The sequence below is a fragment of the Streptomyces sp. NPDC058579 genome (assembly GCF_042718575.1).
GTDB lineage: Bacteria > Actinomycetota > Actinomycetes > Streptomycetales > Streptomycetaceae > Streptomyces.
This window is the reverse complement of the sequence record NZ_JBHXPI010000006.1, coordinates 169,911-195,432: the sequence shown is the minus strand read 5'-3', so window position 1 is coordinate 195,432 and position 25,522 is coordinate 169,911. Positions and strand designations below refer to the sequence as shown.

At 71.2% G+C, this 25,522-nt stretch carries 17 protein-coding genes; 9 read left to right on the top strand and 8 right to left on the bottom strand.

Annotation, left to right across the window (positions count from 1 at the left end):
* The first annotated feature begins 20 nt into the window (after nucleotides 1–20).
* The gene (locus tag ACFWRO_RS11285) at nucleotides 21–2,906 is read left to right on the top strand and encodes a glycoside hydrolase family 2 TIM barrel-domain containing protein (protein ID WP_384507624.1); all 2,886 of its coding nucleotides are present in this window, start codon (nucleotides 21–23) and stop codon (nucleotides 2,904–2,906) included.
* A gap of 82 nt (nucleotides 2,907–2,988) precedes the next feature.
* Nucleotides 2,989–4,482, top strand: coding sequence for an HAD-IA family hydrolase (locus ACFWRO_RS11280; protein ID WP_384507621.1), 1,494 nt, complete (start codon nucleotides 2,989–2,991; stop codon nucleotides 4,480–4,482).
* 15 nt (nucleotides 4,483–4,497) lie between these two features.
* Here the strand turns inward: ACFWRO_RS11280 and ACFWRO_RS11275 are convergent, their stop codons facing one another.
* Nucleotides 4,498–4,893 (bottom strand): DUF3472 domain-containing protein, encoded by a 396-nt coding sequence (locus ACFWRO_RS11275; protein WP_384507897.1) that lies wholly within the window; start codon nucleotides 4,891–4,893, stop codon nucleotides 4,498–4,500.
* 80 nt (nucleotides 4,894–4,973) lie between these two features.
* A complete protein-coding gene (locus ACFWRO_RS11270; protein ID WP_384507618.1) occupies nucleotides 4,974–7,403 on the bottom strand; it encodes a polysaccharide lyase 8 family protein in 2,430 nt (809 codons plus the stop codon).
* 309 nt (nucleotides 7,404–7,712) lie between these two features.
* Between ACFWRO_RS11270 and ACFWRO_RS11265 the strand changes: the two genes are divergently transcribed.
* The 4 genes from ACFWRO_RS11265 (at nucleotide 7,713) to ACFWRO_RS11250 (ending at nucleotide 13,377) form a co-directional block, all read left to right on the top strand.
* The gene (locus ACFWRO_RS11265) at nucleotides 7,713–9,773 is read left to right on the top strand and encodes a phosphocholine-specific phospholipase C (RefSeq protein ID WP_384507614.1); all 2,061 of its coding nucleotides are present in this window, start codon (nucleotides 7,713–7,715) and stop codon (nucleotides 9,771–9,773) included.
* Between the two features lie 121 nt (nucleotides 9,774–9,894).
* Nucleotides 9,895–10,773: a DUF817 domain-containing protein gene (locus ACFWRO_RS11260; protein WP_384507611.1), complete on the top strand. Its 879-nt coding sequence runs from the start codon at nucleotides 9,895–9,897 to the stop codon at nucleotides 10,771–10,773.
* Between the two features lie 11 nt (nucleotides 10,774–10,784).
* Nucleotides 10,785–12,698, top strand: a complete 1,914-nt coding sequence (locus ACFWRO_RS11255; RefSeq protein WP_384507608.1) for an APC family permease — start codon at nucleotides 10,785–10,787, stop codon at nucleotides 12,696–12,698.
* An 85-nt stretch (nucleotides 12,699–12,783) separates the two neighbouring features.
* Nucleotides 12,784–13,377: a DinB family protein gene (locus ACFWRO_RS11250; RefSeq protein WP_384507605.1), complete on the top strand. Its 594-nt coding sequence runs from the start codon at nucleotides 12,784–12,786 to the stop codon at nucleotides 13,375–13,377.
* Between the two features lie 15 nt (nucleotides 13,378–13,392).
* Here the strand turns inward: ACFWRO_RS11250 and ACFWRO_RS11245 are convergent, their stop codons facing one another.
* A complete protein-coding gene (locus ACFWRO_RS11245) occupies nucleotides 13,393–14,943 on the bottom strand; it encodes a right-handed parallel beta-helix repeat-containing protein (RefSeq protein ID WP_384507603.1) in 1,551 nt (516 codons plus the stop codon).
* Nucleotides 14,944–15,172: 229 nt separating this feature from the next.
* Here ACFWRO_RS11245 and ACFWRO_RS11240 point away from each other — a divergent pair, with 229 nt between their 5' ends.
* Nucleotides 15,173–15,511, top strand: a complete 339-nt coding sequence (locus tag ACFWRO_RS11240; RefSeq protein ID WP_384507600.1) for a hypothetical protein — start codon at nucleotides 15,173–15,175, stop codon at nucleotides 15,509–15,511.
* A gap of 21 nt (nucleotides 15,512–15,532) precedes the next feature.
* Here the strand turns inward: ACFWRO_RS11240 and thpR are convergent, their stop codons facing one another.
* Genes thpR through ACFWRO_RS11225 form a run of 3 tightly spaced genes read right to left on the bottom strand, consistent with a single transcriptional unit; the run spans nucleotide 15,533 to nucleotide 20,828 of the window.
* On the bottom strand, nucleotides 15,533–16,144 hold the full coding sequence (gene thpR / locus ACFWRO_RS11235) for an RNA 2',3'-cyclic phosphodiesterase (RefSeq protein ID WP_384507597.1): 612 nt from the start codon (nucleotides 16,142–16,144) through the stop codon (nucleotides 15,533–15,535).
* A 32-nt stretch (nucleotides 16,145–16,176) separates the two neighbouring features.
* Entirely contained in the window at nucleotides 16,177–18,723 is a 2,547-nt protein-coding gene (locus tag ACFWRO_RS11230) for a SpoIIE family protein phosphatase (protein ID WP_384507594.1), read from the bottom strand.
* The gene (locus ACFWRO_RS11225; RefSeq protein WP_384507591.1) at nucleotides 18,720–20,828 is read right to left on the bottom strand and encodes a SpoIIE family protein phosphatase; all 2,109 of its coding nucleotides are present in this window, start codon (nucleotides 20,826–20,828) and stop codon (nucleotides 18,720–18,722) included. Before ACFWRO_RS11225 ends, ACFWRO_RS11230 begins: the two co-directional genes overlap by 4 nt.
* Before the next feature lie 459 nt (nucleotides 20,829–21,287).
* On the opposite strand from ACFWRO_RS11225, the gene ACFWRO_RS11220 reads away from it, so the two are divergent.
* Together ACFWRO_RS11220 and ACFWRO_RS11215 are read left to right on the top strand one after the other, a co-directional pair.
* Nucleotides 21,288–22,091, top strand: coding sequence for a cysteine/serine endopeptidase inhibitor (locus ACFWRO_RS11220; RefSeq protein WP_384507589.1), 804 nt, complete (start codon nucleotides 21,288–21,290; stop codon nucleotides 22,089–22,091).
* A 122-nt stretch (nucleotides 22,092–22,213) separates the two neighbouring features.
* Entirely contained in the window at nucleotides 22,214–23,914 is a 1,701-nt protein-coding gene (locus ACFWRO_RS11215) for a beta-1,3-glucanase family protein (RefSeq protein WP_384507586.1), read from the top strand.
* Between the two features lie 201 nt (nucleotides 23,915–24,115).
* Here the strand turns inward: ACFWRO_RS11215 and ACFWRO_RS11210 are convergent, their stop codons facing one another.
* Complete coding sequence (locus tag ACFWRO_RS11210) at nucleotides 24,116–24,673, bottom strand: DUF3291 domain-containing protein (protein ID WP_384507584.1); 558 nt, start codon at nucleotides 24,671–24,673, stop codon at nucleotides 24,116–24,118.
* Between the two features lie 346 nt (nucleotides 24,674–25,019).
* Nucleotides 25,020–25,457 (bottom strand): hypothetical protein, encoded by a 438-nt coding sequence (locus ACFWRO_RS11205; protein ID WP_384507582.1) that lies wholly within the window; start codon nucleotides 25,455–25,457, stop codon nucleotides 25,020–25,022.
* Nucleotides 25,458–25,522: the final 65 nt, after the last annotated feature.

Below are 25,522 nucleotides of genomic sequence, written 5' to 3'. Positions count from 1 at the left end.
AGACCACTCAGGACACAGCCATGCACCAGTCACCGGAGACCCGTTACGTCGAGGACCGCAGCCCGGGCAGCGGCCGGCTGACCCCTCGGGCCGCCTTCCGCTCGGACGCGCCGAGCATCGATCTGGACGGCGAGTGGCGCTTCCGGGCCGCCGCCGGGCTCGGGGACCTCACCGCCGGCTTCGAGGACCCCGCGTTCGACGACGGCGCCTGGGACCGGCTGCCGGTACCGTCCTGCTGGCAGCTCCAGGGCGTCGGCTCCCCCGCGTACACCAACGTCACCTACCCCTTCCCCGTCGACCCGCCGCGGGTGCCCGACGAGAACCCGACGGGCGAGTACCGCCGGGAGTTCACGCTCCCCGACGACTGGCCGACGGGGCGTGGCGTGCTGCGCTTCGACGGCGTCGACTCCTGCTTCGCGGTCTGGCTCAACGGCGTCCGGCTCGGCGACGGCAAGGGCAGCCGGGTCCCCACCGAGTTCGACGCGACGGACGCCCTGCGGCCGGGCCGGAACGTCGTCGCCGTACGGGTCCACCAGTGGTCGGCCGGCAGCTATCTGGAGGACCAGGACATGTGGTGGCTGTCCGGGATCTTCCGTCCCGTACGGCTGCTGTCCCGGCCCGAGGGCTGCGTCGAGGACTTCTTCGTCCACGCCGACTACGACCACACCACCGGGACCGGCACCCTGTCCGTCGACACCTCGGGTCCTGCCCGGCTCACCGTCCCCGAGCTCGGTCTCGTTGACGCCGACCCCGCGGGCCCGCATGCCTTCGCGGACGTCGAGCCGTGGAACGCCGAGCAGCCGCGCCTGTACGAGGGCGAGCTGACCGCGGCCGGCGAGCGGATCCCGCTGCGCATCGGCTTCCGGCGGGTCGCCGTCGAGGACGGCCTCCTGAAGGCCAACGGCCGTGCCCTGCTGCTGCGCGGCGTCAACCGGCACGAGTGGGACCCGGAGACCGGCCGGACACTGTCGTACGAGACGATGCTGCGCGACGTGCTGCTCATGAAGCGGCACAACATCAACGCGGTGCGCACCAGCCACTACCCGCCGAGCAGCGAGTTCCTCGACCTGTGCGACGAGTTCGGGCTGTGGGTGGTCGACGAGTGCGACCTGGAGACCCACGGTTTCGAGCAGGTCGGCTGGCGCGGCAACCCGAGCGACGACGAGCGGTGGCGGGGCGCCCTGCTCGACCGGATGCGCCGGGTCGTCGAGCGCGACAAGAACCACCCGAGCATCCTCATGTGGTCGCTCGGCAACGAGAGCGGCACCGGCGAGAACCTGGCCGCGATGGCGGAGTGGGCCCGTACCCGCGACCCGTCGCGCCCGGTCCACTACGAGGGCGACTGGGACAGCGGGTACGTCGACGTCTACAGCCGGATGTACGCCGACCACGCCGAGACCGAGCTGATCGGCCGGGGCGAGGAACCGCCGACGAACGACCCGGCGCTCGACGCGCACCGGCGCGGGCTGCCGTTCATCCTGTGCGAGTACGCGCACGCCATGGGCAACGGACCGGGCGGACTGAGCGAGTACCAGCGCCTGTTCGAGACGTATCCGCGGCTCCAGGGCGGCTTCGTCTGGGAGTGGATCGACCACGGCATCGCGCGGCGCGCGGCGGACGGGCGGGTGTTCCACGCGTACGGAGGCGACTTCGGCGAACCCGTGCACGACGGGAACTTCGTCGCCGACGGCCTGGTCTTCCCCGACCGCACGCCCTCTCCGGGGCTCCTGGAGTACAAGAAGGTGATCGAGCCGGTCACGATCGGCTTCGGCGCCGGCGGGCGGAGCATCACCGTCCGCAACGGCCACGACTTCCGGGACACGGCTCATCTGCGCTTCCGCTGGCGGGCCGAGGACGACGGCGAACCCGTCGCCGACGGCGTGCTCGACGTCCCCGTTCTCGCGCCCGGCGACCGCGTCAGCCTTCCCGCGCCGGTCCTGCCGCCGGGCAAGGGCGCCGAACGCGTCCTGACGGTCGTCGCCGAACTCGCCGCCCCCGAGCCCTGGGCGCCGGCGGGCCATGAGATCGCCTGGGGTCAGACCGTCCTCGCGCGCGGGGCACCGGCCCAGGCCCCGGACCGCGTCCTTCCGGTGGCCGCGGGGCGGGGAGGCAGGCTCACCCTCGGGCCCGCCGCCTTCGACGCGTTCAGCGGGCGGCTGCTCGCCGTCGGAGCACTCGATGTCGGTGCGCTCCGACTCGACCTGTGGCGGGCGCCGACCGACAACGACCTGCTCGGTGACCGGATCGCCGACCGCTGGCGCGCCGCCGGCCTGCACCGGCTCACGACGAAGACGCTCGGTGTCGAGCCGACGGCCGAAGGGCTCACGGTCCGCACGCGGACGGCGCCCGCCGGGGGCGACCACGCGGTGCACGCCACGTACCACTGGCGTACGGACGGCCGGTCGCTGTGGCTGGACGTCGACGCCGTGCCCGAGGGCGAGTGGCCGTGCCCGCTGCCCCGGATCGGTCTCGGGTTCTCCCTGCCCGGCTGGATCGACACGGTCGACTGGTACGGCCTCGGCCCCGGCGAGGCGTACCGGGACACCACCGCGGCGGCCCGGCTCGGCCGGTACCGGCACACGGTCGACGCGCTCCAGACCCCGTACGTCCGCCCGCAGGAGAACGGCAACCGGCGGGCCGTCCGCACGGCCCAGCTCACCGGCGCGCGCGGCGGACTGCTGATCGGCGGCCTGCCGTCGTACGACCTCACGGTCCGCCGCTGGACCAGCGGGGACCTGGACGCCGCACGGCACACCACCGACCTCGTGCCCGGCGACCGGGTGCACGTCAACCTCGACGTGGCGCACCACGGCATCGGCACCGCGTCCTGCGGTCCCGGCACGCTGCCGCAACACGCGCTCGACGCGGGACCGGCCACGCTGCGGCTGGTCCTGCGCGCGCTCTGAACCACGAACGCCGGGTGGTCCCGCAGGTCACCGGGCCGCCGGGCCCCCATCTCGCATCACGCTGTCCGAACCGGAGGAACCCATGCCCGTCGCCATCCGCCGCCGCGCCCTCGTGGTCGGCATCGACGGGGTGCGCCTCGACACGCTGAGGCGCCTCGACACCCCCCACCTCGACGCCCTGGCGGCCTCCGGGTTCCTCGCCCCGGTCGTCGTCGAGCCCGGTACGCCGACCATGTCGGGGCCGTGCTGGGCGACGATCGTGACCGGTGTGACCGTGGACAAGCACGCCGTCTGGAGCAACGACTTCAGCGGCCACCGCCTCGCGGTCTTCCCGGACTTCACCACCCGGCTGTGGGACGCCGGCCGGCGCACCTACGTGGCGGCCGGCTGGGAGCCGCTGGTGACGGTGGCGAGCGGCGGCCCGCTGTTCCGCGGCCCCGGCCGGGTGAGCCACGTCGCCCCGGCCTCCGACGACTGCGAGGGCTGGGAGGAGGCCGACGAGCTGGTCACCGCAGAGGCGGCGCGGGTGCTCACGGAGCACGACCCGGAGGCGTCCTTCGTCTATCTGGGCGCGGTCGACGAGACGGCCCACATCCTCGGCTGCGGCCCGGAGTACGAGCACGCGATCGTCCGCGCCGACGAGCGGCTCGGCCGCCTCCTCGCGGCCGTGCGCGGTCGGGCTACCTTCGCCGAGGAGGCCTGGACGTTCCTCGTCGTCACGGACCACGGCCACCGCGACGAGGGGGGCCACGGCGGCCGTTCGGAGTTCGAGCGCACCGCCTGGATCGCATGCGCGGGACCCGACGTCCCGGCGGGCGCGCGGGTCGGGGAGCTCCGCCAGCAGGACGTCGCCGCCCAGGTGTTCGCGTCGCTGGACTGTCCTCCGGACTCGCACTGGACCCTGGACGGGCGGCCGTTCGCCGTCGAACCGCGCGCGGTCCTGCTGGACATGGACGGCACGCTCGTCGACACCGAGGCCCTGTGGTGGCGCACGGCGCGGGAGGTGGCGGACGAGCTCGGACACCCGTTGACCGACGCGGACACCGCCGAGGTCGTGGGCCGCTGTGTGGAGGACACCGCGGTCCATCTGTGGCGGTCCTCGGGCACCGAGCGTCCGCTGGGCGCCGTCGTGGCCGAGCTCGACGCCCGGTTCCTCGCGGCGGTCCAGACGGAGGCGGACGCGCTCCCAGGCGCCCTTGAACTCCTCGGCACGCTACGGGACATGGGCATCCCGACGGCGCTCGTCACCGCCTCGCCCCGGCCCGTCGTCGAGTCCGTGCTCAAGCTGCTCGGCGCCGAGTCGTTCCAGGTGACGGTGACCGCGGACGACACGGACCGTACGAAGCCGCACCCCGAGCCGTATCTGGCCGCGGCCCGGGCCCTGGGCGTCGATCCGGCGGGCTGCCTCGCGGTGGAGGACAGCCCGGTGGGCATCGAGGCGGCGGAGGCCGCGGGCTGCAGGGTCGTCGCCGTCCCCTCACTCGTACCGGTCGAAGCGGTCCCCGGCCGACGGGTCCTGACCGGCCTGCAGGAGCTCGTGGAGCTGCTGCAGGCCGGGCGGGAGCGCCGCGGATAACAGTCGGTCGGACTGCTATCCGCCGGTGGTCATCGTCACCTGGCCACCGCTGATGGAGTAGCTCGCGTCGGCCTTGCAGGGGCCGTAGGTGTACGCGCTGGTGTTGCTGCCCGTACCCGGCTCCGGGGTGACGAACGGGTTGCCCCAGACCGCCTGGCCGTAGGGGATCGAGGCGCAGTCGGCGACGGACTTGTAGTACTCGACGAAGCCGACGCCGCTCGGCTTCAGATAGCCCGCCGAGGCCGAGACGTTCCAGCTGCCGATCGTGGTCCACACGCCGGTGGCGGTGTCGACGACGTACCCGGTCCAGTTGTTCGTGCCGGTCCTGATGATCTCCAGCTGGTACCAGCGCCCCTTGACGTACGGGTAGGTGACGCTGCAGCTGGTGCCGGAGCCGCCGTCGCCCCCCAGGACACCGATCCGCCGGCCCCGCGGGCTCCTGTGGGGGGGGACGTGCGGGTGGGGGTCATGTGGGGATGTCCCTTCCGTTCTCAGCCGAGCCTGACAGTGACTTTCTGGGTGGCGCCGAAGGTGCCGCTGAGGTCGCCGAACGTGAGGCTCAGCGAGGAGCCGGTGGCCGTTCCGGTGACGGTGGGGGGCTTGGAGATCACGGAGGCCACGGCCCGGTTCCAGGTGAGGGTGAGGGCGGTCTGCATGCGCATCGGGTCGCTGACGCAGATCACCGCCGTACCGTCGCTCTTCTCGGTGATCATCACGGAGCAGGGCGCGCTCGCGGTGAGCGTCCCGACAGTGCCGCCGAACCAGAAGTTGACCCCGGTGAAGCCCAGCGAAGGCACCCGGATGCCCTGCTGGTTGTCGGTGTTGGCGAGGATCTGCACCCAGCCGGTGTCGGCGGAGCGGGCGGCGGTCTGCGTGGTGGTCGCACCGGGCATGAGGACGTAGGCGTACGTGCCGTTGGTCGGGTTGGTGCCGTGGTCGGCCCAGAGGGTGAGGTAGCGGCGGGTGATCGGGGTGGTGGCCATGGACCGGTTGATGTCGCTCCAGCGACCGGTGCGCTCCTCGCGCAGGGCCTTGACCGTCGCGCCGCCGGGGAAGACGTAGCCCGCGAAGCCGCCGATGTGCGCCCAGCCGGCGCCGGTCAGCGTCTCCGACCAGGGGTGGCCGACCGGCTTCACCGTGCCGTCGACGGTGAGGGCGTGAGTGCCGCCAGGACCGAGGTTGCGGTTCTCGACGACGGACTCGACGGGGGTGCCGTCGGTGCATTTGATGCCCGCGCCGAGGCAGACGACGGAGTCGTCCAGGCAGAACCAGGACTTCTTCGCCAGCAGGGTGCTCTGGAGGCCCTTGAGGTACTGGCCGATCGCGGCTCGCGTGCCGTCGGTGGCGCCGCCCACCCAGTTCACGTCCGGCTTGGAGGCGCCCCAGTCACCGCCTGCGGCGTCCGCGAGGACCTTGCGCGAGGTGGTGGTCCCGGGCAGGCGGTACGGGTCGACTGTGGGCCAGAAGGCGTCGCTGTACTGCCCGTTGCCGTAGGTGTCGCCCCACCAGGAGAGCATTCCGGAGCCGGTGTGCCAGCCGCGCAGGTTCTCGCCGTTGCCGGTCTCGTAGTACGTGATGCGTTTGTCGGCCATGCTGATCGACGCGGCCCAGCCGGGGCGGCGGTGGGTGGCCCGGGCCATGGAGGGGAAGAGCCGGTGTCCGGTGGGTTCGGCGAGGGCGGTGACGGAGGTGTCGTCGGCCACGGACTTCAGTCGCGCGAGGCTCACCAGGCCGAGTGAGGGGTTGCTCATCGGCGGGCTGTAGTAGTCGCGCTGGACCCAGCCCTTGACCAGTCCGCGCCACCGGGCGTTCTCGGCGGCGCCGGCGCCCTGCCCGAGCAGCACGATGGAGGCGAGGATGCCGTGGCCGCGCAGATGGTCGTCGGCCTGGATCTGCTTCGGGTCGGTGGTGGAGATGCCGCGGCTCATGCCGCGCCCGGAGACGTTGTCCATGACGAGCCCGTTGTAGAGGAACGGCGCCCAGGCGTTCTCGACCGCGTCGAGGACGATCTGCCGGTTGGGGTCGGTGACCGCCCAGGTGGAGCCCGCGAGGAGGGCGAAGAGCATGCCGAGTCCGCCGAGCATCACGGCGCCGTACGTGCCGGTGTAGGGCACGGAGCTGTGCTGGACGAAGGAGCCGTCGGCGTAGAGGCCGTCGCCCGAGGTGACGTACGGGAAGACCGGCGAGAGCGCGTTCCGGGCGAGGGTGATCTTGGCGGAGTTGTCGCCGACGACTCCGCGCAGCGCGACGACCCGGCAGAGGTCGACCCGGTTGGCGCCGGTGCTGGTGCCGGTGTAACTGCCGATCGCCGAGTCGGGGACGAAGTGGTCGACGGCGCGGCAGTAGGCGGCCAGCTGGGTGGTCGTCAGCCGGTCGTGCATGAGTACGCAGGTGTCGAGGAGCGCCTGTGGGGCGCCTATCTGCCAGTTCCACCAGTTGCCGTAGCGGGTCTGGCCCTCGTTGTAGATCCGGGCGTACATGTGGTCGAGGCCGGTGACGATGGCGGCCGCCAGGGCGGCGTCGCCGGTCAGGCCGGTGCCCGGCTGGCTGTAGGCCTGGGCCATGGTGAGGAGCCGGGAGTAGTTCTCGTTCATCTTCGCCGAGTAGCCGAAGGACTCCTGGTCGGTGTCGGGCTCCGGGTCGGTCCACACCGCGTCCGGCCACAGGGATCCGGTCGCCGGAGCCATCGTCGCCCGGAGTTCGGCGGCGCGGCTGCCGAGCTCGGCGAGCTTGGTCCTGAAGGGTTCGGCGGTGGGGCTGAAGCCCTCACCGAGGAGCAGCGTGCGCCATTTGGCGCGCAGGGCGGTGAACTCGTCGGCGGCCAGGGCCACTCCCGTGAGCGGCGGGCTCGCGGTGAGGCCGAGGGCGAGGGCGGCACCGGTGGCGGCGAGGAAGCCGCGGCGGGACCAGACATGCGTCATGGGGAGCTCCAGGGGGCGCTGGAAACGAGTCATGGCTGGCCGGTTTTAGCATGCACGCGCTCAATCGATCCATAGTGACGACGAAGTTGAGCGTTTCGATCGCTCTCTTTTCGTCATGTCACGCCTCTTGAAGATCCACCCACTCCCCTGTTTTCTCTAGTTGTACAGCCAAGTTTCAGGCAAGGATCTCCGTGCGGTCCCCGGGGGCCGCTGTCCTTGGGGCGCTCTTCGCTTCGCCCCCGCACCCGCTTCCCCTCGCACCCCCGCCTCACCCACTTCACCCACCTCACCCGCAGAGGTCATCACTCCATGACTGAACTCAACCGCCGCAGGTTCCTGCAGATCGCCGGCGGCACCGCCGCGGCGACCATGCTGAACGAGAGCATCGCGCGAGCCGCCGCCATCCAGGCACAGGTCACCACGGGCACGATCCAGGACATCGAGCACGTCGTCGTCCTCATGCAGGAGAACCGGTCCTTCGACCAGTACTTCGGCGCGATGAAGGGCGTACGCGGCTTCGGTGACCCTCGGCCGGTCCTCCAGGACAACGGCAAGTCGGTCTTCTTCCAGTCCAACGGGTCGAAGGACATCCTGCCCTTCAACCCGCAGGTCGCCGACCTGGGCATGCGGTTCGTCGCGGGCCTCAACCACGACTGGGCCGGCGGCCAGGCGGCGTACAACAAGGGCAAGTACGACAAGTGGGTGCCGGCGAAGTCCGCCACCACCATGGCGTACATGACCCGGAACAACATCCCGTTCCACTACGCCCTCGCCGACGCGTTCACCGTGTGCGACGCGTACCACTGCTCGTTCATCGGCGCGACGGACCCGAACCGGTACTACCTGTGGTCCGGCCACACCGGCAACGACGGCACGGGCGGCGGACCGGTCCTGGACAACGCGGAGGCCGGGTACGGGTGGAAGACGTACCCCGAGCGCCTGGAGGCCGCCGGGGTGTCGTGGAAGGTCTACCAGGACATCGGCGACGGCCTGAACGCCGCGGGCCACTGGGGCTGGATCAACGACGCCTTCCGCGGCAACTACGGTGACAACTCGCTGCTGTACTTCAACAACTACCGCAACGCGCAGCCCGGCAGCCCCCTGTACGAGAAGGCGCGTACCGGCACCGACGTGAAGGCGGGCGGCGGCTACTTCGACCGCCTGCGGGCCGACGTGGCGAACGGCACGCTGCCGCAGGTGTCGTGGATCGCGGCGCCCGAGGCCTTCAGCGAGCACCCGAACTGGCCGGTGAACTTCGGTGCCTGGTACATCTCCCAGGTCCTCGACGCCCTGACGTCCAACCCGGCGGTGTGGGCGAAGACCGCGCTGTTCATCACGTACGACGAGAACGACGGCTTCTTCGACCACGTGGTCCCGCCGTACCCGCCCGCCTCCTCCGCGTGGGGCCTGTCCACGGCGGACGTCTCGAAGGACCTGTTCCCCGGCAGCGGCGGCTTCACCGCAGGCCCGTACGGCCTCGGCCCGCGGGTCCCGATGATCGTGGTCTCGCCCTGGAGCAAGGGTGGCTACGTCTGCTCCGAGACCTTCGACCACACCTCGGTGATCCGCTTCATGGAGAAGCGTTTCGGCGTGCTGGAGCCCAACATCTCGGCGTGGCGCCGGGCGGTCTGCGGCGACCTCACCTCGGCCTTCGACTTCAGCCGGACGGACGCGTCTCCCGCCTCGCTCCCGTCGACGGCCGGCTACGTACCGCCGGACAAGAACCGCCACCCGGACTACCTGCCGGCGGTTCCGGCCACGGGCGCTCTGCCGAAGCAGGAGGCCGGCTCCAAGCCGACCCGCCCGCTCGGCTACAGCCCGTACGTGGACGGTCTGCGCACCCTCGCCACGGGGAAGTTCACACTGACGTTCTCCAGCGGCCCGACGCTCGGGGCCCACTTCCACAGCACCTCGGGCAACCGCACGGACGGCCCCTGGCCCTACACGGTCGAGGCGGGCAAGACCCTCGCCGACACGTGGAGCACCAGCGCCTCGACGGGCAACCAGATCAACCTCACGGTGTGGGGCCCGAACGGCTTCCTGCGCACCTGGAAGGGACCCACGAAGCAGGCGGGCCCCGAGGTCACGGCCCGCCACGTCCCCTCCACGGGCAACCTGGCCCTCACCCTGACCAACTCCGGCACGGCGGCGGTCAACCTCAGCGTCACCAACGCCTACGGCAACACCACCCAGACCGTCACGGTCAACGCCGGGGCCACCGTCTCCCGCACCATCGCCCTGGGTACGACGGGCCGCTGGTACGACGTCACGGTCACCTCCTCCGCGGACGCGACCTTCCTGCGCCGCTTCGCCGGCCACGTCGAAACGGGAGCGGCGGGCGTCTCCGACCCGGCGATCAAGACCGTCTGACGGGTCCTCCTCAGCGACCCCGTGATGCGGGGGAGGCCCCTCGGACGGGCCTCCCCCGCGTCACGGCAACGCACTCCGCCCCATGGGAACCAACGGTCGCCGGTCGGCAGTCTGCTCGGGCATGACGTTCGAAACGATCGCCCACGGTTGCGCGCAGTTCTGGCGCTTCGGGCTCAGCCAGGTGCGGGCCGTCGCCTTCGCCGTCGCCCTGGTCGGCGGCATCGGCGCCTCGCGGCTGCTGCCCGGCGACCTGCCAGTCGCTCGCTACGACCTGCTCCTGGTGTTCGGCGTGGCCCTGACGGTCCTGGCCCGCAAGGTCGGCTGGGACGGGCCGCGGGACACCGCCGTGATCCTGGGGTGCCACCTCGTGGGCCTGCTCTTCGAGCTGGTCAAGGTGCGCATGGGCTCGTGGAGCTACCCGGAGGACGCCGTCTTCAAGGTCGCGGGAGTCCCGCTCTACGGCGGATTCCTCTACAGCGCGGTGGGCAGTTACTGCTGTCGGTCGTGGAAGATCATGGAGCTGTCGCTGTCCGGATATCGACCCCGGTTGATGGCCGTCCTCGCTGCCGCCGTGTACCTGAACTTCTTCACCCATCACTGGCTGCCGGACGCCCGGCTCCCGCTGGCCCTGCTGCTCCTCGGCGCGATGTTCGGCACCTGGGTCCACTTCACGGTGGGCCCCTCCCGCTACCGGATGCCCTTGGCCCTGGCCTTCGCACTGATCGGGTTCTTCCTCTGGGTCGCGGAGAACGCGGCCACGTACGTCGGCGCCTGGGCCTATCCCCATCAGCTCGACGGCTGGCAGCCCGTACCCCTCACCAAGTTCGGCGCCTGGGCCCTTCTGATCAGTGTCACCTTCGTCCTGGTCGCGCGTACCCGAGGTACGAAGGAGCGGAGTGACCGTCGGAGTGACCGGCCGGCGTATCGAGGGAGTAAATCCGGCCACCCTTCCTGTATGGACGGCATATGGGATACCGGAAGGGCTCATCCGGAAGCCTAGATTCCCGTGCGGTGAACACCACTGTCCCCAAGAACCTTCTTCTCGGCCGCCCGCTGCGCACCGCCCAGATGGCGGAGACCGAGCTCCCCAAGCGGCTCGCCCTCCCGGTCTTCTGCAGCGACCCCCTCTCCTCCGTCGCCTACGCGACGCAGGAGATCCTGCTGGTCCTGGCTCTCGGCGGCGTCGCCCTGCTCCACACCACCTGGTACATCGGTCTCGCGATCGTCGTGCTGCTCGTGGTGGTCGTCGCCTCCTACCGCCAGACCTGCCACGCCTACCCCAACGGCGGCGGCGCGTACGTCGTCAGCGCCCACAACCTGGGCCGGGGCGCCGCGCTCACCGCGGCCGCCGCGCTCCTGGTCGACTACGTGCTGACCGTGGCCGTGTCCGTCGTGGCGGGCGTGGCCGCCATCACCTCCGCGGTGCCGTCCCTCTCGGCGTACGCCGTCGAGCTCTGCCTCGGTTTCGTCGCCCTGCTGACCCTGGTCAACCTGCGCGGCGTCAAGGAGTCCGGGCGGGCGTTCGCCATCCCCACGTACGCCTTCATCATCTCCATCTACGTGATGTTCGCGGTCGCCGCGGTGCGGATGGCGACCGGCGAGACGATCCGTGCCGAGTCCGCCGAGCTGTCCTTCCAGTCCCCCGAGACCTTCACGGGTCTCGCCCTCGTGCTGCTGGCGCTGCGCGCGTTCGCGTCCGGCTGCACGGCGCTCACGGGCGTGGAGGCGATCAGCAACGGCGTACCGTCCTTCCGCTCCCCCAAGCCCAAGAACGCCGCCGCCTCGCTCGCGGTGATGGCCTTCTTCTCGATCACCATGTTCGCCGGCATCACGGTGCTCGCGCTGGTCTACCGGGTCCATGTCGCCCACAGCCCGACCGACCTCGGTCTGCCGGCCGACGCCTCGCAGGCCACCGCGCTCGCCCAGATAGCGAAGGCCACTTTCGGCGACTGGGACTTCCTGTTCTACTTCGTCCAGGCGGCGACCGCGGGCATCCTCATCCTGGCCGCGAACACCGCGTACAACGGCTTCCCGACGCTCTCCTCGATCCTGTCGAAGGACCGCTTCCTGCCGCGCCAGCTCCACAACCGCGGCGGCCGGCTGGTCTTCTCCAACGGTATCGCCGTGCTCGCCGCCGCCTCGGCCGCGCTCATCGTCGTCTTCGACGCCGACCTCTCCGCCATCATCCAGCTGTACATCATCGGTGTCTTCGCCTCCTTCACCCTCTCCCAGGCGGGCATGGTCCGGCACTGGAACCGTGAGCTCGCGGGCGCGACCACGGCGGCGGAGCGCGGCCGGATGCGCCGCTCCCAACTGCTCAACGGCACCGGCGCGCTGGTCACCGGCCTGGTCCTGGTGATCGTCCTGGTCACCAAGTTCACGCACGGCGCGTGGATCGTCTGCGTCGCCATGCCGCTGCTCATCCTCGGCATGCGGGCGGTCCGCCGGCACTACGACCGGGCCTCCGAGCAGCTCGCGGTGGCCGCCGACGCCCGCCCGGTGGTACCGGCCAAGCACCACGCGATGGTGCTGGTCTCGCGCCTGCACGCGCCCACCCTCCAAGCGGTCGGCTACGCGCAGGCGATCAAGGCGGACGGCATCGAGGCGGTCAGCGTCGCGATCGACGAGGAGGAGACCGAGGCGCTGCGCACCGCATGGGCCAACCACGCGATGGGCGTCGAACTGACCGTGCTCGACTCGCCGTACCGGGAGCTGACCCGACCGGTGCTCGACCATGTCCGCGCGCACCGGCAGGCCAACCCCGATGACGTACTGACCGTCTTCATCCCGGAGTTCCTGCCCGGCCGCTGGTGGCAGCAGATGCTGCACAACCAGCGGGCGCTCCGGCTCAAGGCACGCCTGCTCTTCACCCCGGGGGTGATGGTCACCAACGTGCCGTACGTGCTCCCGCGCGACCGGGACTGACCCTCACCCGCATCGCCGACCGGCGCCGCCTCCTCCTCCTGCACACGGAGGGGGCGGTGTCAGTCCGCGATGCGAGACTCGGTCCATGAAGCCCAATGATCCAAAAGACGACCTGCACCGCTACCTCAAGGCGGCCCGTGAAGCCGTCGTCTGGAAGCTGGACGGACTGTCCGAGTACGACATCCGCCGCCCCCTGACGCGGACCGGGACCAACCTCCTCGGCCTCGTCAAGCACCTCGCCAGTGTCGAGTTCGGGTACTTCGGCCCGACGTTCGACCGCCCGCACGACGAATCCCTGCCCTGGCACGCGGAGGGCGCCGAGCCCAACGCGGACATGTGGGCACCGGCCGACGAGTCACGCGAGGACATCCTCGGCCTCTACCACCGTGCCTGGGCGCACGCGGACGCGACGATCGAGGCGCTGCCGCTCGACGCGATGGGTCAGGTCGCCTGGTGGGGCGACAACGGGCAGGTGACGCTGCAGCGGATCATGCTGCACATGACGGCCGAGACGAACCGGCACGCCGGCCACGCCGACATCGTCCGCGAGCTGATCGACGGCAGGACCGGCATGCGGGAGACCAGCAGCAACATGGACGGCGGCGACGAGGCCTGGTACCGGGAGTACTGGAACAGGCTTGAGGCCTCCGCCAAGGAGGCCCAAGGGCCTGCCGCTTAGACGGCCGTGGATGGGTTACCTCAGGCCCGGGCGCTGGTGGGCGCCGATGTCGGTCGTGCCGTACAGGCGGTTGCCGAAGTAGTCGCGAGCGCCTGGGTTCTCGATCGGCTTGCCCGCGCCGAGTGCCGGGGAGCCGGAGCGCAGGCGCAGGTCGCCCGGGCTGTCCGGGGTGGCGTCGAGGAACTTCGGGTCCGCCGTGACCGCGTTGGCGTCGCCCGCCGGAACGGTGCCCACGCCTACGTAGAGGTTGTGGTCGTACGTGTTCAGCGCGTCGACGATCGGAGAGCCGCCCTCGGCCGTGCTGACGAAGATGTTGTTGCGGAAGGTGACCCCGCCCTTTCCGTTGTCGCTCACCATGGCCGTGCCCGTCTGGTCGGTCACGACGGTGTTGTTGTAGACCTGGGTGTTCGTGGTGGGGGCCGGGCAGACCACGGAGATCACACCGTAAGGCGGGCTCCAGGTGTTGCGGTCGTTGATGCTCACGTTGTAGCGGAAGACGTTGTCGGACGTCTTCATGCCGGTCGCGTTGCAGACCAGCAGGAAGCCGCCCTCGTTGTCGTGGCTGTAGTTGTACTGGTAGACGTTGCGGTTGTTCCCGCCGTCGAAGTCGAAGGCCTGCGAGTCGAGCGTCCCGTGACCGCCGGTGACCTCGTTGTACTGGTACACGGCGTCGTCGAAGTTCCACGCCCAGATGCCGACGTTGTAGCCCGCCGAACGCATGTTGAACCCGTCGACGTAGTTGCGCTCGACGAGCGCGTGGTGCCCGTGCTGGAGCACGATGCCGTCGCCGCCGACGTCGATCACCTTGTTGCCGCGGATCGTGAGATCGGTGTTGGGCGCCCAGCCGAGTGCGCCGCTGAGGGGGTGCTCCGGCCGCTTGCCCCAGCTGGAGGCCGTGGCGATGCCCGTGCGGTCCACGTGACTGACGGTCGAGTCCGTGACCGTGATGCCGTCGAAGCGGGTCGGGGTCGCCGTGCCACGGACGACGAAGAGGATGCCGCCCGACGGGTCAGGGTCCTTGTGGTCGGAGCCGTTGACGTCGTGCACGTCCACGTCGTCGACGACGTAGTGCTCACCCGTGCCGAAGTCCGTGAGCCGGAACAGGATTCCCGCGCGGCGCTCCTCCGGGCCCGGCGCGGCGCCCTTGTTGGAGACGTCGAGATTGCGCAGCTCCCACTGCTCGACGTTCTCCAGCAGGACGGCCGCACGGGCGCCGCCGCCCTCGATGCGCGGCTTCTCGCCCTGCCCGTACGCGTCGACCCGGACGGGAGCGCCCTTCGCGCCCGAACCACTGGGCTGGAACACGCCGGCACAGCTGGAGCCGCGCTTGAACAGGATCCGGTCACCGGGTCCGTACGAGACGGAACTCGCCTTCTCCAACGAGTCCCAGGCGGCGCCCGGGGACCTGCCGGAGGCGGTGTCGGTACCTGAGCCGCAGTCGATGAAGTACGTCGTCCCCGCGTGCCGCCCGCCGTCGCCCACCTGCGTGCCCGCACGGGCGGGCACCGCGCCCGCCGTGGCCGCCACCGCCACGGCGAGCAGCGCCCTCGTCCCCCAACCAGTCATCCGCATAAGGCTGTTCTCCCGAGTCCGGTACAGAGGCCGTCGACGAGCTGTCGACAGAGCCATCGACTGAGCCATCGGTGGCAGGAGGGAGACTTCCACGCCCTCCTTGGTCCGGCCCATGCACTGAACGAGCGGGTGCTTGTGTTTCTGTCGCGTTCGAGGAGGTGGGACCGGCAGGGGGCGATGGGGCTAGGCTCCGGGGATGCAGCGAGCTGAGGTCCTGAAGCGTGTGATCGGCATCCTGACGGAGGCCGAGGAGATCCGTCGTGCCGCGGAGGCCGGCGAGGACGAGGACAACTCCGAGCTCGGATCCAGCGTGGTGACGCAGATGTTGAACGAAATGCTGCCCTCCATCAGCGTGCCGGCCGATGCCACGCCCCAGGAGGTGGCGCGGGTCGTCGCCCGTGCTCTCGGTCCGGCTCTGCAGACCATGATCGCCGGCTTCACGCTGGCCTATTCGAGCCTCGCCATGGCGCACGACAGCGGGCAGACCGACATCTCCTCCGCCGAGGTGTTGCAGACGCTGGCCTTCCAGGTGGAGGCCGGGCTGTTCGACGAGGGCCACTGACCTTCCCGCCGGCGCGGCGGTTCAGTGGTCTCCACGACCTCCGCCACCTCCTCCGCCTCCGCCGAAGTGCCAGGAGTCGACGTCGCGGTAGTGGATCGGGCCCGGGCCCCGGGCCGTGTTGCTGGCGACCAGGTGGAGGCGTGGGGTCGACCAGGGGTGGCCGGTGAAGGAGTCGAGTCCGGAGGCCGCGTCCACCACGGACGTGGGATCGTTGCGGCGGGCACGGGCCAGCGTGAGGTGCGGGTTCAGCGGGCGGTCCGCGAGCGGAATCCCGCATCCCTTGACCACGGCGCGTACCTCCGAGGCCAGCAGGTGCAGGCCTTCGAGGTCGCCGTCGGTACCGGTCCACAGCACCCGTCCGTCGAAGTGTCCGCCGCCGCGCAGCGCCAGTTCCAGGGGGCCGCGTGTCGCCGCCAACTCCGCGAGCGGCTGCTGGAGGAGCCGTACGGTCGCGACCGGGAGTTCGCCGAGGAACGCCAGGGTGATGTGCCAGTCCTCGATGCGGTTCCACCGCATGTCCGGGTACGCCTCGTAGGCGGGCCCCAGCGCCCGGGCCAGCTCGGCCTTGACTTCGTCGGGCGGTGCGAGCGCTATGAAGGCCCGGACGGTCGAGGTCTGGTTCTGATCGTTCACGGGAGCCTTCGTATCGCACCGCGCCGGTCGGGTCACGCAGGGGGTCCGAACTCCTGCTCCGCCCAGATCGTCTTGCCGCTCCGGCTGTAGCGGCTGCCCCAGCGGGCGGTGAGCTGAGCCACCAGGTAGAGGCCGCGGCCGCCCTCGTCGGTCAGCCGGGCCCGGCGCATCCGTGGGTGGGTGGCGCTGGGGTCGGACACCTCGCAGATCAGCCGGCCCGCGCGGATCAGCCGTACCCTGACCGGCCCGCCGGCGTACCGGATGGCGTTGGTGACCAGTTCGCTCAGCACGAGTTCGGTGGTGAAGGCCAGCTCCTCCAGTCCCCACGCGCGCAGTTGTGTCTCCGCCGCCGCCCGAATCGTGCCCACCGACGCCGGGTCGGCCTCGACCTCCCAGGCGACCACGTCCTCCGCCGGTACGGCTCGGGTACGGGCGAGCAGCACGGTGACGTCGTCCCCGAGTCCGGCGGCGGGACGGCCCGCGACGATCTCCTTGCCGAGGTCGCGCAGCGGCCCGCTGAGGGAGTCCGGGCGGGCCAGGTGACCTGCCAGCTCGGCCATCCCCTTCTCCAGGTCGCCGTCCCGGTTCTCGATCAGGCCGTTGGTGTAGAGGGCGATGACGCTGCCGGGGGCCACCTCGGCCTCCGTCGTCTCGAACGGCAGACCGCCGACGCCGAGCGGCGGGCCCGGGTCGACCGGCAGGTACGTGACGTTGCCCTGCGGATCCGCCACCGCCGGCGGTGGATGTCCGGCAGATGCCACCACGCAGGTCCGGGACACCGGGTCGTAGATCGCGTACGCGCAGGTCGCGCCCGTGGAGGAGGAAGGGTGACGGTCGTGCCATCCGTCGCCGTCGTCGGCGCCGGCGTCCCTGCCGTCGTGCTCCGAGCCCTCGAAGTCCTGGAAGTCCTCGGAGTCCTCTTCCTCCGGGTCCTCGGGTTCGGCGACCAGTTGGGCGACCAGGTCGTCCAGGTGGGTGAGCAGTTCGTCGGGTTCGAGGTCGAGGTCGGCGAGAGTGCGGACGGCCGTGCGGAGTCGGCCCATCGTGGCGGTGGCCGCGAGTCCGTGTCCGACGACGTCCCCCACGACCAGCGCGACCCGCGCGGAGGACAACGGGATGACGTCGAACCAGTCTCCTCCGACGCCGGTCGCGGTGTTGGCGGGGAGGTACGTCCCCGAAGTGGTCGCCGCCACGGTCTCGCTCTGCGTGGGCGGCAGCATGCTGCGCTGCAGGCCGACGGCTGCCCGGTGCTCGCGCGCGAAACGGCGGGCGTTGTCCAGGGCGAGGGCCGCGCGGTCGGCGATCTCGCGCAGGAGGTCGTGGTCGGCCTTCCCGTACGGGCCGCGGGCGGTCCGCCGGCCCAATGACACCCTGCCGAGGATCATGCCTCGCGCCCGCAGGAGAGCGGTCATGGTCATCCGGTAGCCCCCGACGGCGACCCCGGTGACGGTGAGGCTGGGGGTACCGGTGTCCGCGATCGGGGCGGCGACGCGCACCACGGTCGAGGTCGGCGGGTCGCCGCCCGCCGACGGCCGCCCCGCGACGGCCGTACGGCGCAGCAGCAGCCGGCCTTCCTCGTCGGGTACCGGTTCCTCACCCAGCGACACGGTGTCCGCGATCTCCACGACGGCCAGGTCGCCGAGACCGGGTACGAGCGCCGCGGCCAGTTCCGTACAGGTGTCCTTGACCGAGAGCGAACTGCCGACCGAGGCCGTGGCCTGGTGCAGCAGTGCCAGGCGCTCGCCCGAGCGGCGCAGCTCGGTGACGTCGGTGAAGAGGGCGGTGAGCCCCAGGACCCGGCCGTCGGGAGCCTGCAACCGGAACGCCGAGATCGTGATGAACACCCCGCCGGCGGGATCCTCGACCGTCCGCAGGATCTGTTCGACCCCCACCAGCGGTCGGCCCGTGCGCAGGACCCCGCGCAGCTGCTCCTCGACCGCCTCCGCGTCCCCGGGCCACAGGAAGTCCGACAGGCGGCGTCCTCGCAGGTCGGGCGGTACGCCGGTGTAGGGCAGGAGGTGGGTGTTGGTCCGGAGGAGCCGGAGCCCCGGGTCGAAGACGGCGAGCCCGACCCGGTCCTGGAGGAAGAGCTCGTTGACGAACGCCCGGTCCTGGTTCCAGCGGGTGGCCAGTGCCGCCGGGGCGGCGAGGACGAGGCACCAGGTCTCGTCTCCGGCCTGGTGCTCCGCAGCCCGGTGCTCCCTCGCCCGCTGCTCCGTCGCAAGCTGCTCCCTCGTGGCGCCGTGTCGTTCGCCGTCGGTGAGGCCGAACGTCTTGAAGACGACGGGCAGGTCCTCACCCCCGCCGGTCCGCAGCACGGCCTCGCCGCGCCGTTCCCCGCGGGCGTACGCCTCCACGAGCGCCGACCAGGAGAAGGGGTCCGCGAGGAGGCCGCGCGCGGGCCGGCCGACGACGTCCGCGGCGGACCTGCCGAGCAGCGCCCGGGCCTCCGGTGTCCAGCCGCTCACACGTCCCCGGCTGTCGAGCAGGGCGGCGGCGGTCTCCTCGGAGAGGGGCGGGAGGCCGTCATCGGGGAGACGGGGGAGGCCGGGGACGCCGGGGACCGAGGTGCCGTTCACGGTGCCGCCTCCTTCCCGCCGTGCTCGTGGTCCCGGGCTCGGGCGATCAGCAGAGCGACGTCGTCGTGGTCGTCAGGGCGTCTCAGCGCGCCGAGGAGCAGGTCACAGGTTTCTTCCAGGGGAAGGGAGGACGACTGCGCGAGCAGGTCGGTGAGGACCGCGAGCCGGACGTCGATGTCCTGGTCCCGGGTCTCGACCAGGCCGTCCGTGTACAGGACCAGGAGGTCACCGGCGGTGAACGGGATCTCCACGGTCTCGAAGGGGACACCGCCCACCCCGAGGGGCGCGCCCGTGGGCAGGTCGAGCAGGCGCGGGGCCAGTCCGGCCGGCACGTGCACGGGTGGTGGATGCCCGGCGCAGGCGAGGCGGCAGCTCCCCCTGTGGGGGTCGTACACGGCGTACACGCAGGTGGCCATCGCGTCGTCCAGGTCGGCGGCGGTACGGTCCAGCTGGTTCAGGATCACGGCCGGGGAGAGACCGAGTCCGGCGAGCGTGTGCGCGGCGGTGCGCAGCTGCCCCATCGTCGCGGCGGCGTTGATGCCGCTGCCCATCACGTCGCCCACGACCAGGGCCGTCTTGTCATCGGGCAGCGGGATGGCGTCGAACCAGTCCCCTCCGACCTCCACGGCCGCCGAGGCGGGCTGGTAGCGGGCCGCGACATCGAGCCGCTTCAGGCGCGGGGGGCCGTGCGGCAGCAGATGGCGCTGGAGGACGAGTGCGGCCTGGCTCTGGTGCCGGTACCAGCGGGCGTTGTCGATCGCGACCGCCGCGCGGGCCGCCAGCTCCCCCGCCAGCAGGACGTCGTCCTGGTCGAACGCCGCCGAGTTGCGGGCGCGCTTCAGGTCGAGCACGCCGAGGACGACACCCCGGGCACGCAGGGGGACGGCGAGGTAGGAGTGGATGCCCGCCTGCCGCAGGAGTTCCGCGGCGGGGCCGTCCCGGGCGATCCGGGTGAGGTCGTCCTCCGTGACGTGTTCGACGAGGACAGGCCTGCCGGTCCGGGCACACTGGGTGACGAGACGCTCCGTATCGTAGCGGGCCGGTTCGCCGACCGGGTCGGCGGCGGCCTCGGCCGGGCTGAGGTACGCGGCCTTCACGGCGAGCGCGCGGAAAACCGCCGTCCCCGGGGTCGCTCTGGTGCCCGGGAGGTGCGGCCCGGCCAGGATGGACTCCAGGACGTCGACGGCCGCGATGTCGGCGAATTCCGGCACGACCAGGTCGGCGAGTTCGTGAGCGGTGAGGTCCAGGTCGAGTGTGGTGCCGACGCGCTCGGAGGCGTCCGCGACGACCGCGAGACGGCGTCGTGCCTGTGCGGCGGCCTTGGCCGCGTGGTGCTGGTCGGTGATGTCCACGACCGACGCGGCCACGCCGATGACGAGTCGCCCCGGGGTCTGCAGGCGGTAGAGGGACATCGACCACACCCGCTCCTTTCCGTCGGGGCCGGCGGGTCCCTGGATGGTCCGTGCGAGGACGGGAGTCCCGGTTCGCAGCACCTCTCGGAGCGTCGATTCCAGCGCGGCGACGTCGGGCGACGCCACCGTCTCACGGAACGAACGGCCCAGGTGGCTGGCGGCCGGCCGGCCGTCGATGCGCTCCAGCGCCGGGTTGACCAGCACGAACCGGAGGTCGGGGTCCAGGACGGCCAGACCGATCGGCGAGTGGGCGACCAGCCGGGAGGAGAGGGAGCGGTCCTGCTCCACGCGCCGCACGGTGCTCCCGTCGGAGGCCAGACCGAGGGCGTGGAACCGTCCCTGATCGTCTTGGAGCCGGGTGCAGCGGATCTCGACCGGGATCGTGCGGCCGTCCTTGTGCCGTGCCGGGAAGACGCCGACCGAAGGCCCGCCGCCCGCGATCACGCTCTCGAACAGGGACAGCGCCACGTCCCGGTGCCGGTCCTCGACCAGGAGCCGGGCGGCGGACCGGCCCAGGGCTTCGTCCGCCGGGTATCCGAAGACCGTCTCCGCCTGCGGGCTCCAGAGCTCGATGTGCCCGCTCGCGGTCAGTACGACCGCGGCCACTCCGAGTACGTCGAGGAGACCGCCCGCTTCCCAGGCAAGGTCGGTGCCCGCCGCGTCCGGGCCGGCAGGAAAGGCCGCCGCGCTCATCCAGACCGCATCCTCCTCAACGCCCCGCGTCCACGGAGGAGCGGACGCACGGGGTCCCCTCCATCATCCCGCCGCGGGGAAGGACCGCCAGTCGTCGTGCCGGGACCCGGGCCCCGGGGGCACCTGGCTCCAGGGCCCCGGGGGCACGTGGCTCCAGGGCCCGGGGGCCACGTGGTCGAGCGCCCTGGGTGCTTCGGCCCGACGAAAGGTCCCGCGGCCCAGGCTCCCGCGGGAGCCCCTGGGAATCCCCACAGCCTTGATCTCGATCGATCGAACGGTTGGGTCCGTGCCGTCGTAGACCCCCATGGGGCAGGCACACACATCCATCCCAACGCCCGCCCTGTCACGGCTTGTCGGCTGCGCGGGACGACCTGGTGAGGGGTGAGTGAGTGATGCCGTCACCACCCGCCTGCCCGCGGCCACGACACACCACCGGAATCCAACACACGGGAGAACGATGTGAACGCACGCAGGCACAGGGGAACGTGGGCTGCCGGTCTGCTCGGCACGGTGTCGCTGGCGCTCCTGGGGACGGGGCCCGCGACCGCGGCCGAGCCCGCCGACGGACCACGCCCGTCCAAGATGACCTGGTACGACCTCGTCGGCAACGGCGCGTGCGGTACGCCGGTCGACGCGACCGCCGAGGACCTCGTGGCCGTCTCGTACGCCTGGTGGACGGCGGCCAACCCGAACAACGACGACCTGTGCAAGGGCGTCTCCGTCGAGGTCTCGTACAACGGCCGGACGATCACGCTTCCGGTCCGGGACAAGTGCCCGGAATGCCCTCCCGGGCACATCGACCTGAGCAAGACCGCGTTCGAGAAGCTCGCGCCGCTCGACATGGGCGTCACCGAGAGCATCTCGTGGAAGTTCGTCTACGGCGAGAGCGGCGCGGGGACGTCCACCGCGGTCGAAGCCGCGACCGTCGACGCCGGCGCTGACACCCCCGCCCCTGAGGCCCTTGAAGCCCTTGAAGTCCTTGAAGCCCCTGACACGCTTGAGGCTGTCGAGACGTTCGAGGCTCCCGTGGCGCCCGAGCCGGCCCCCGCCGCCGAGCCCGTGCAGGCGTCTTCGGCGTGGATCGTCGAGCCGGACAACACCGGCTGCGCCGTCAGGCCCGGCTGGGACGCGGGGCGGTCGTACGAACCCGGCGAGACGGTCTCGCACGCCGGCAACCAGTACACCGCCCTCTTCTACTCCACCGGCGCCACCCCCGGCGACCCCATCTCCTGGGCCGTCTGGCAGCTCGACGGCCCCTGCTGAACGTCAGGTCGCGTGACCTGACCTGACCCGTTCCGAGCCCATCCGCTCCACCCGCGGCCCGATGCCCGTTCGCATCCGGCCGCGGGTGGCCGCGCCTCGTCCCTGCCGCAAGGAGTCACAGCGTGCTCTCCCGTAGAAAGTTGCTCGGCGCGTCTGCCCTGACGCTCGCCGCCGCCGCGTTCACCGCCCGCCCGGCCTACGTCGCCGCGGCGGCCACCGGCCTGACGCTCGACATCGACCTGGTCAACAACACCGGCTCCGACACCGTCTTCGCGTACGTCAGCGGCCTGGCCCTGGACCGCGGCAACGCCTGGATGCTGCTGGGTTCGGACGGCCGTACGCCGTACTACCCCGAATCCCCAGGGTCGCCCGGCGCACAGCTCGGCGCGGACTGCGCCATCCCGCTCGGCCCTTCGGGCTCCGGGCCCCGGCGGATCACCGTGCCCCGGCTGGCGGGCGCCCGGATCTGGTTCTCCGTCGACGCCCCGCTCGACTTCCGGCTGAATCCCGGGCCCACGCTCGTCGAGCCCGCGGTGAGCAACCCCTCGGATCCGAACATCGCCACGCAGTGGTCGTTCGCCGAGTTCACGTTCAACGACGCGGTGGTGTACGCGAACGTCTCGGCCGTGGACTTCGTGTCCCTCCCCGTGGAGCTCCACCTGACCACCACCTCCGGGGCCCTCCAGCGCGTGCCCGGCCTTCGCCCCGGCTCCGTGGACTCCATCGCACAGGGCCTGCGCGCCCAGAGCGCCGCCGACGGCCTGCCCTGGGACCGGCTCGTGGTGTCCTCCGGCGGCCGGAACCTGCGCGTCCTGCACCCGAGCCAGCGCATCGCGGCCGACCCGGGCTTCCTGACCGGCTACTACGACAGCTATGTGGACCAGGTCTGGTCGAAGTACGGGCAGACCGATCTGATCGTCAACACCCAGGCCCAGTGGGGCGAGTTGCGCGGCCGGGTGACGGGCGAACGGCTCGACTTCCCGGGCCACGGCTCCTTCGGGCGCCCGTCGACGGCCGACATCTTCAGCTGTTCCACGGGCCCCTTCGCCGTGACCACGCCCGCCATGGGCGCGCTGGCCGCCAGGATCAGCGCCGCGTTCAACCGCAGCACCCTGCTCGCCATCGACCGCCTGCCGGAGGGCGAGAACCCGGCCGGCTACTACACCACGTCCCCCACCAACCACTACGCGCGCCTGGTGCACGCGCACACCGGAGAGGGCCGCGGCTACGCCTTCCCGTACGACGACGTCACCCCAACCGACGGCGCCGACCAGTCCGGCTTCGTCACCGCGGGCGACCCGACGCTGCTCACCGTCTCCCTGGGCCCCCTGGGCGGAGGCGAGGGCGCCTCGGCCGGCCTGCCGACCGGCCAATGGCTGTCCCTGCGGGTGACGAACCGCGGACTCACCGACCGTTACGTGTGCCACTCGGGCGGCCTGGGCTTCGCCGAGGTCGTCGACGCCGGCAGCGAGGCTCCCCTCCGGGAGGACGCGACGTGGCGGATCGTGCCCGGGCTCGCGGGCACGGGCGGCTACTCCTTCGAGTCCCGCAACCACCCCGGCGAGTTCCTGCGGCACTGGAACTCCCGGGTCCACCGCGACCCGAACGACGGCAGCGGGCTCTTCCAGCTCGACGCGACCTGGTTCGCCACCGAGGCCCCCGGCGGCTTCCGCCTGACCTCCGCGAACTACCCCGACCGCTACCTCCGCCACCGCTCCGCCGAACTCTGGCTCGCGGACCCCGGCGGCCCGAACGAGTGGGACGGCGGCGACACCTTCGAAGCCGACACCACGTGGGCAGTCGCCCGGCCCTGGGCCGACTGAGGAACGTCCACGAGCGGCGGGGTACGTGAACCCTGCTGCGCTCGCTCTCGTAGACAGGAACGGGAGGGCGAGACCGTGTTCGTGGGGGACGCGTCTCGCCACTGCGGCACCGTTCCGGCCGTGGCCCCGGTCCGCAGCACGGGTTCCCCGCCGTCCTGCGGACCGCCCTCACGGGCGACAGAGTTCCGGGCCCGGGCCCTGTCAGCGAGCCTGTTCACTCTTCGGCCCGATGCCTTTGATCCTGATCGGAGTTCCGTCCGGGGCGAATGAGTGGCGGAAGGTGAAGGCGTGCGGCCCGGAGCCGTGGTCGGGGAGGCGTTCCAGCCTGGAAACCCCGTCCTGCCAGGTGGGTATCACGCCGTCGGAGACCCACCAGCACACGTAATTCGGGTGTCCTGTCCTCTCGAACCAGTCGTAACGCCTGTTCAGCGCCTCACGGTGCAGACCGGTGTAGATGGCGTCGAAGGCGGGGCGCAGGTCGGTCCAGAGTGAGAGCGTCGCGGCCAGCGCAGTGGTTTCCACCGTACGGCCCTTGCCGTACCAGCTCGGTACGGCGAACTCTCCCCATGCACCCCAGTCCGCCTCGAAGAGCATGCCCCGGTCACCGTCTGCCGTTTCAGCACGCGCGAGGTATCCGGGGTGCTGACAGATGTTCCGGTAGACGGCCTCGCCACTGTCGTAGAACTCGCGCGTGAGAGGTCCGGGATCGGCGAGAGGTGACTTCAGGACGCCGAATGTGTACAGAGCAAGATGGGGCATGCGTCTCTCCCTGGTGGGGGTTGCCTGGTGTGGACCCGGTTCCGTGGCTTCGGCATGGGGGTGAGGGTTCGTGGGGGCATGACCAGCTCATCCCGTCGCGGGTGGGTGGCTCGCCTGATGGAACTCCCGTGCGACCTTGGGTGATCGCCGAAGACCAGGTGAAGGTAGCTGCCTCAGCGGGCCATGTCGAAGTTGCGTTTTCCCTGTTCAAGTGGCCTCTTGCACCGGTCATTGCGGGGGCTGGGCAGCACCGAACGCGTGCGGGGCGCATCGAGCGTGGTCACTTGATTCCCCTCACCTCGCCGCTGTGAGGCCGAGCGAGCACCTGAGGGGAAAAGGCCGCGGGTCAGGCTGCGGAGGTGCCGGGGGTGGTGATCTCGCGGTACAGAAGGCTGATCTCTACGGCCTTGAGGAGGTGGTTTTCCTCGTTCTCCTCGTCCGGGAGCAGCACCTCAAGCTGTCGTCCCGCTACCTCGCACACCATCATCGACCGCTCCGCCACGATCTCGACGCTGGTGGCAGGTACGCCGAGCTGCAGGTCTGAGACAGTGCCGTCAAGGGTGGTCAGGAAGGCGCCTTCAGCCTTCACTGTCAGGGTCGCGCGGTGCCGACGTCCGCCTGTGTTGCGGAATCGTGCGGCACACCTGATGTGGACGGTTTCCCCACGGTTCAGAGCCGCGACCGTCTGGGAACGGCGCATCCGGCGCCACAGCCGACGTATCCGGTGGAGGAGTGAATCGGCCACGATCGCGCAGATCATGATGAGGAGGAAGCTGTCCCACATGCGCATCTCCTGCGGCTCAGCAGTCCGTGATCACGGTTGCCCTCAGACTGAGAGGCCACAGGACC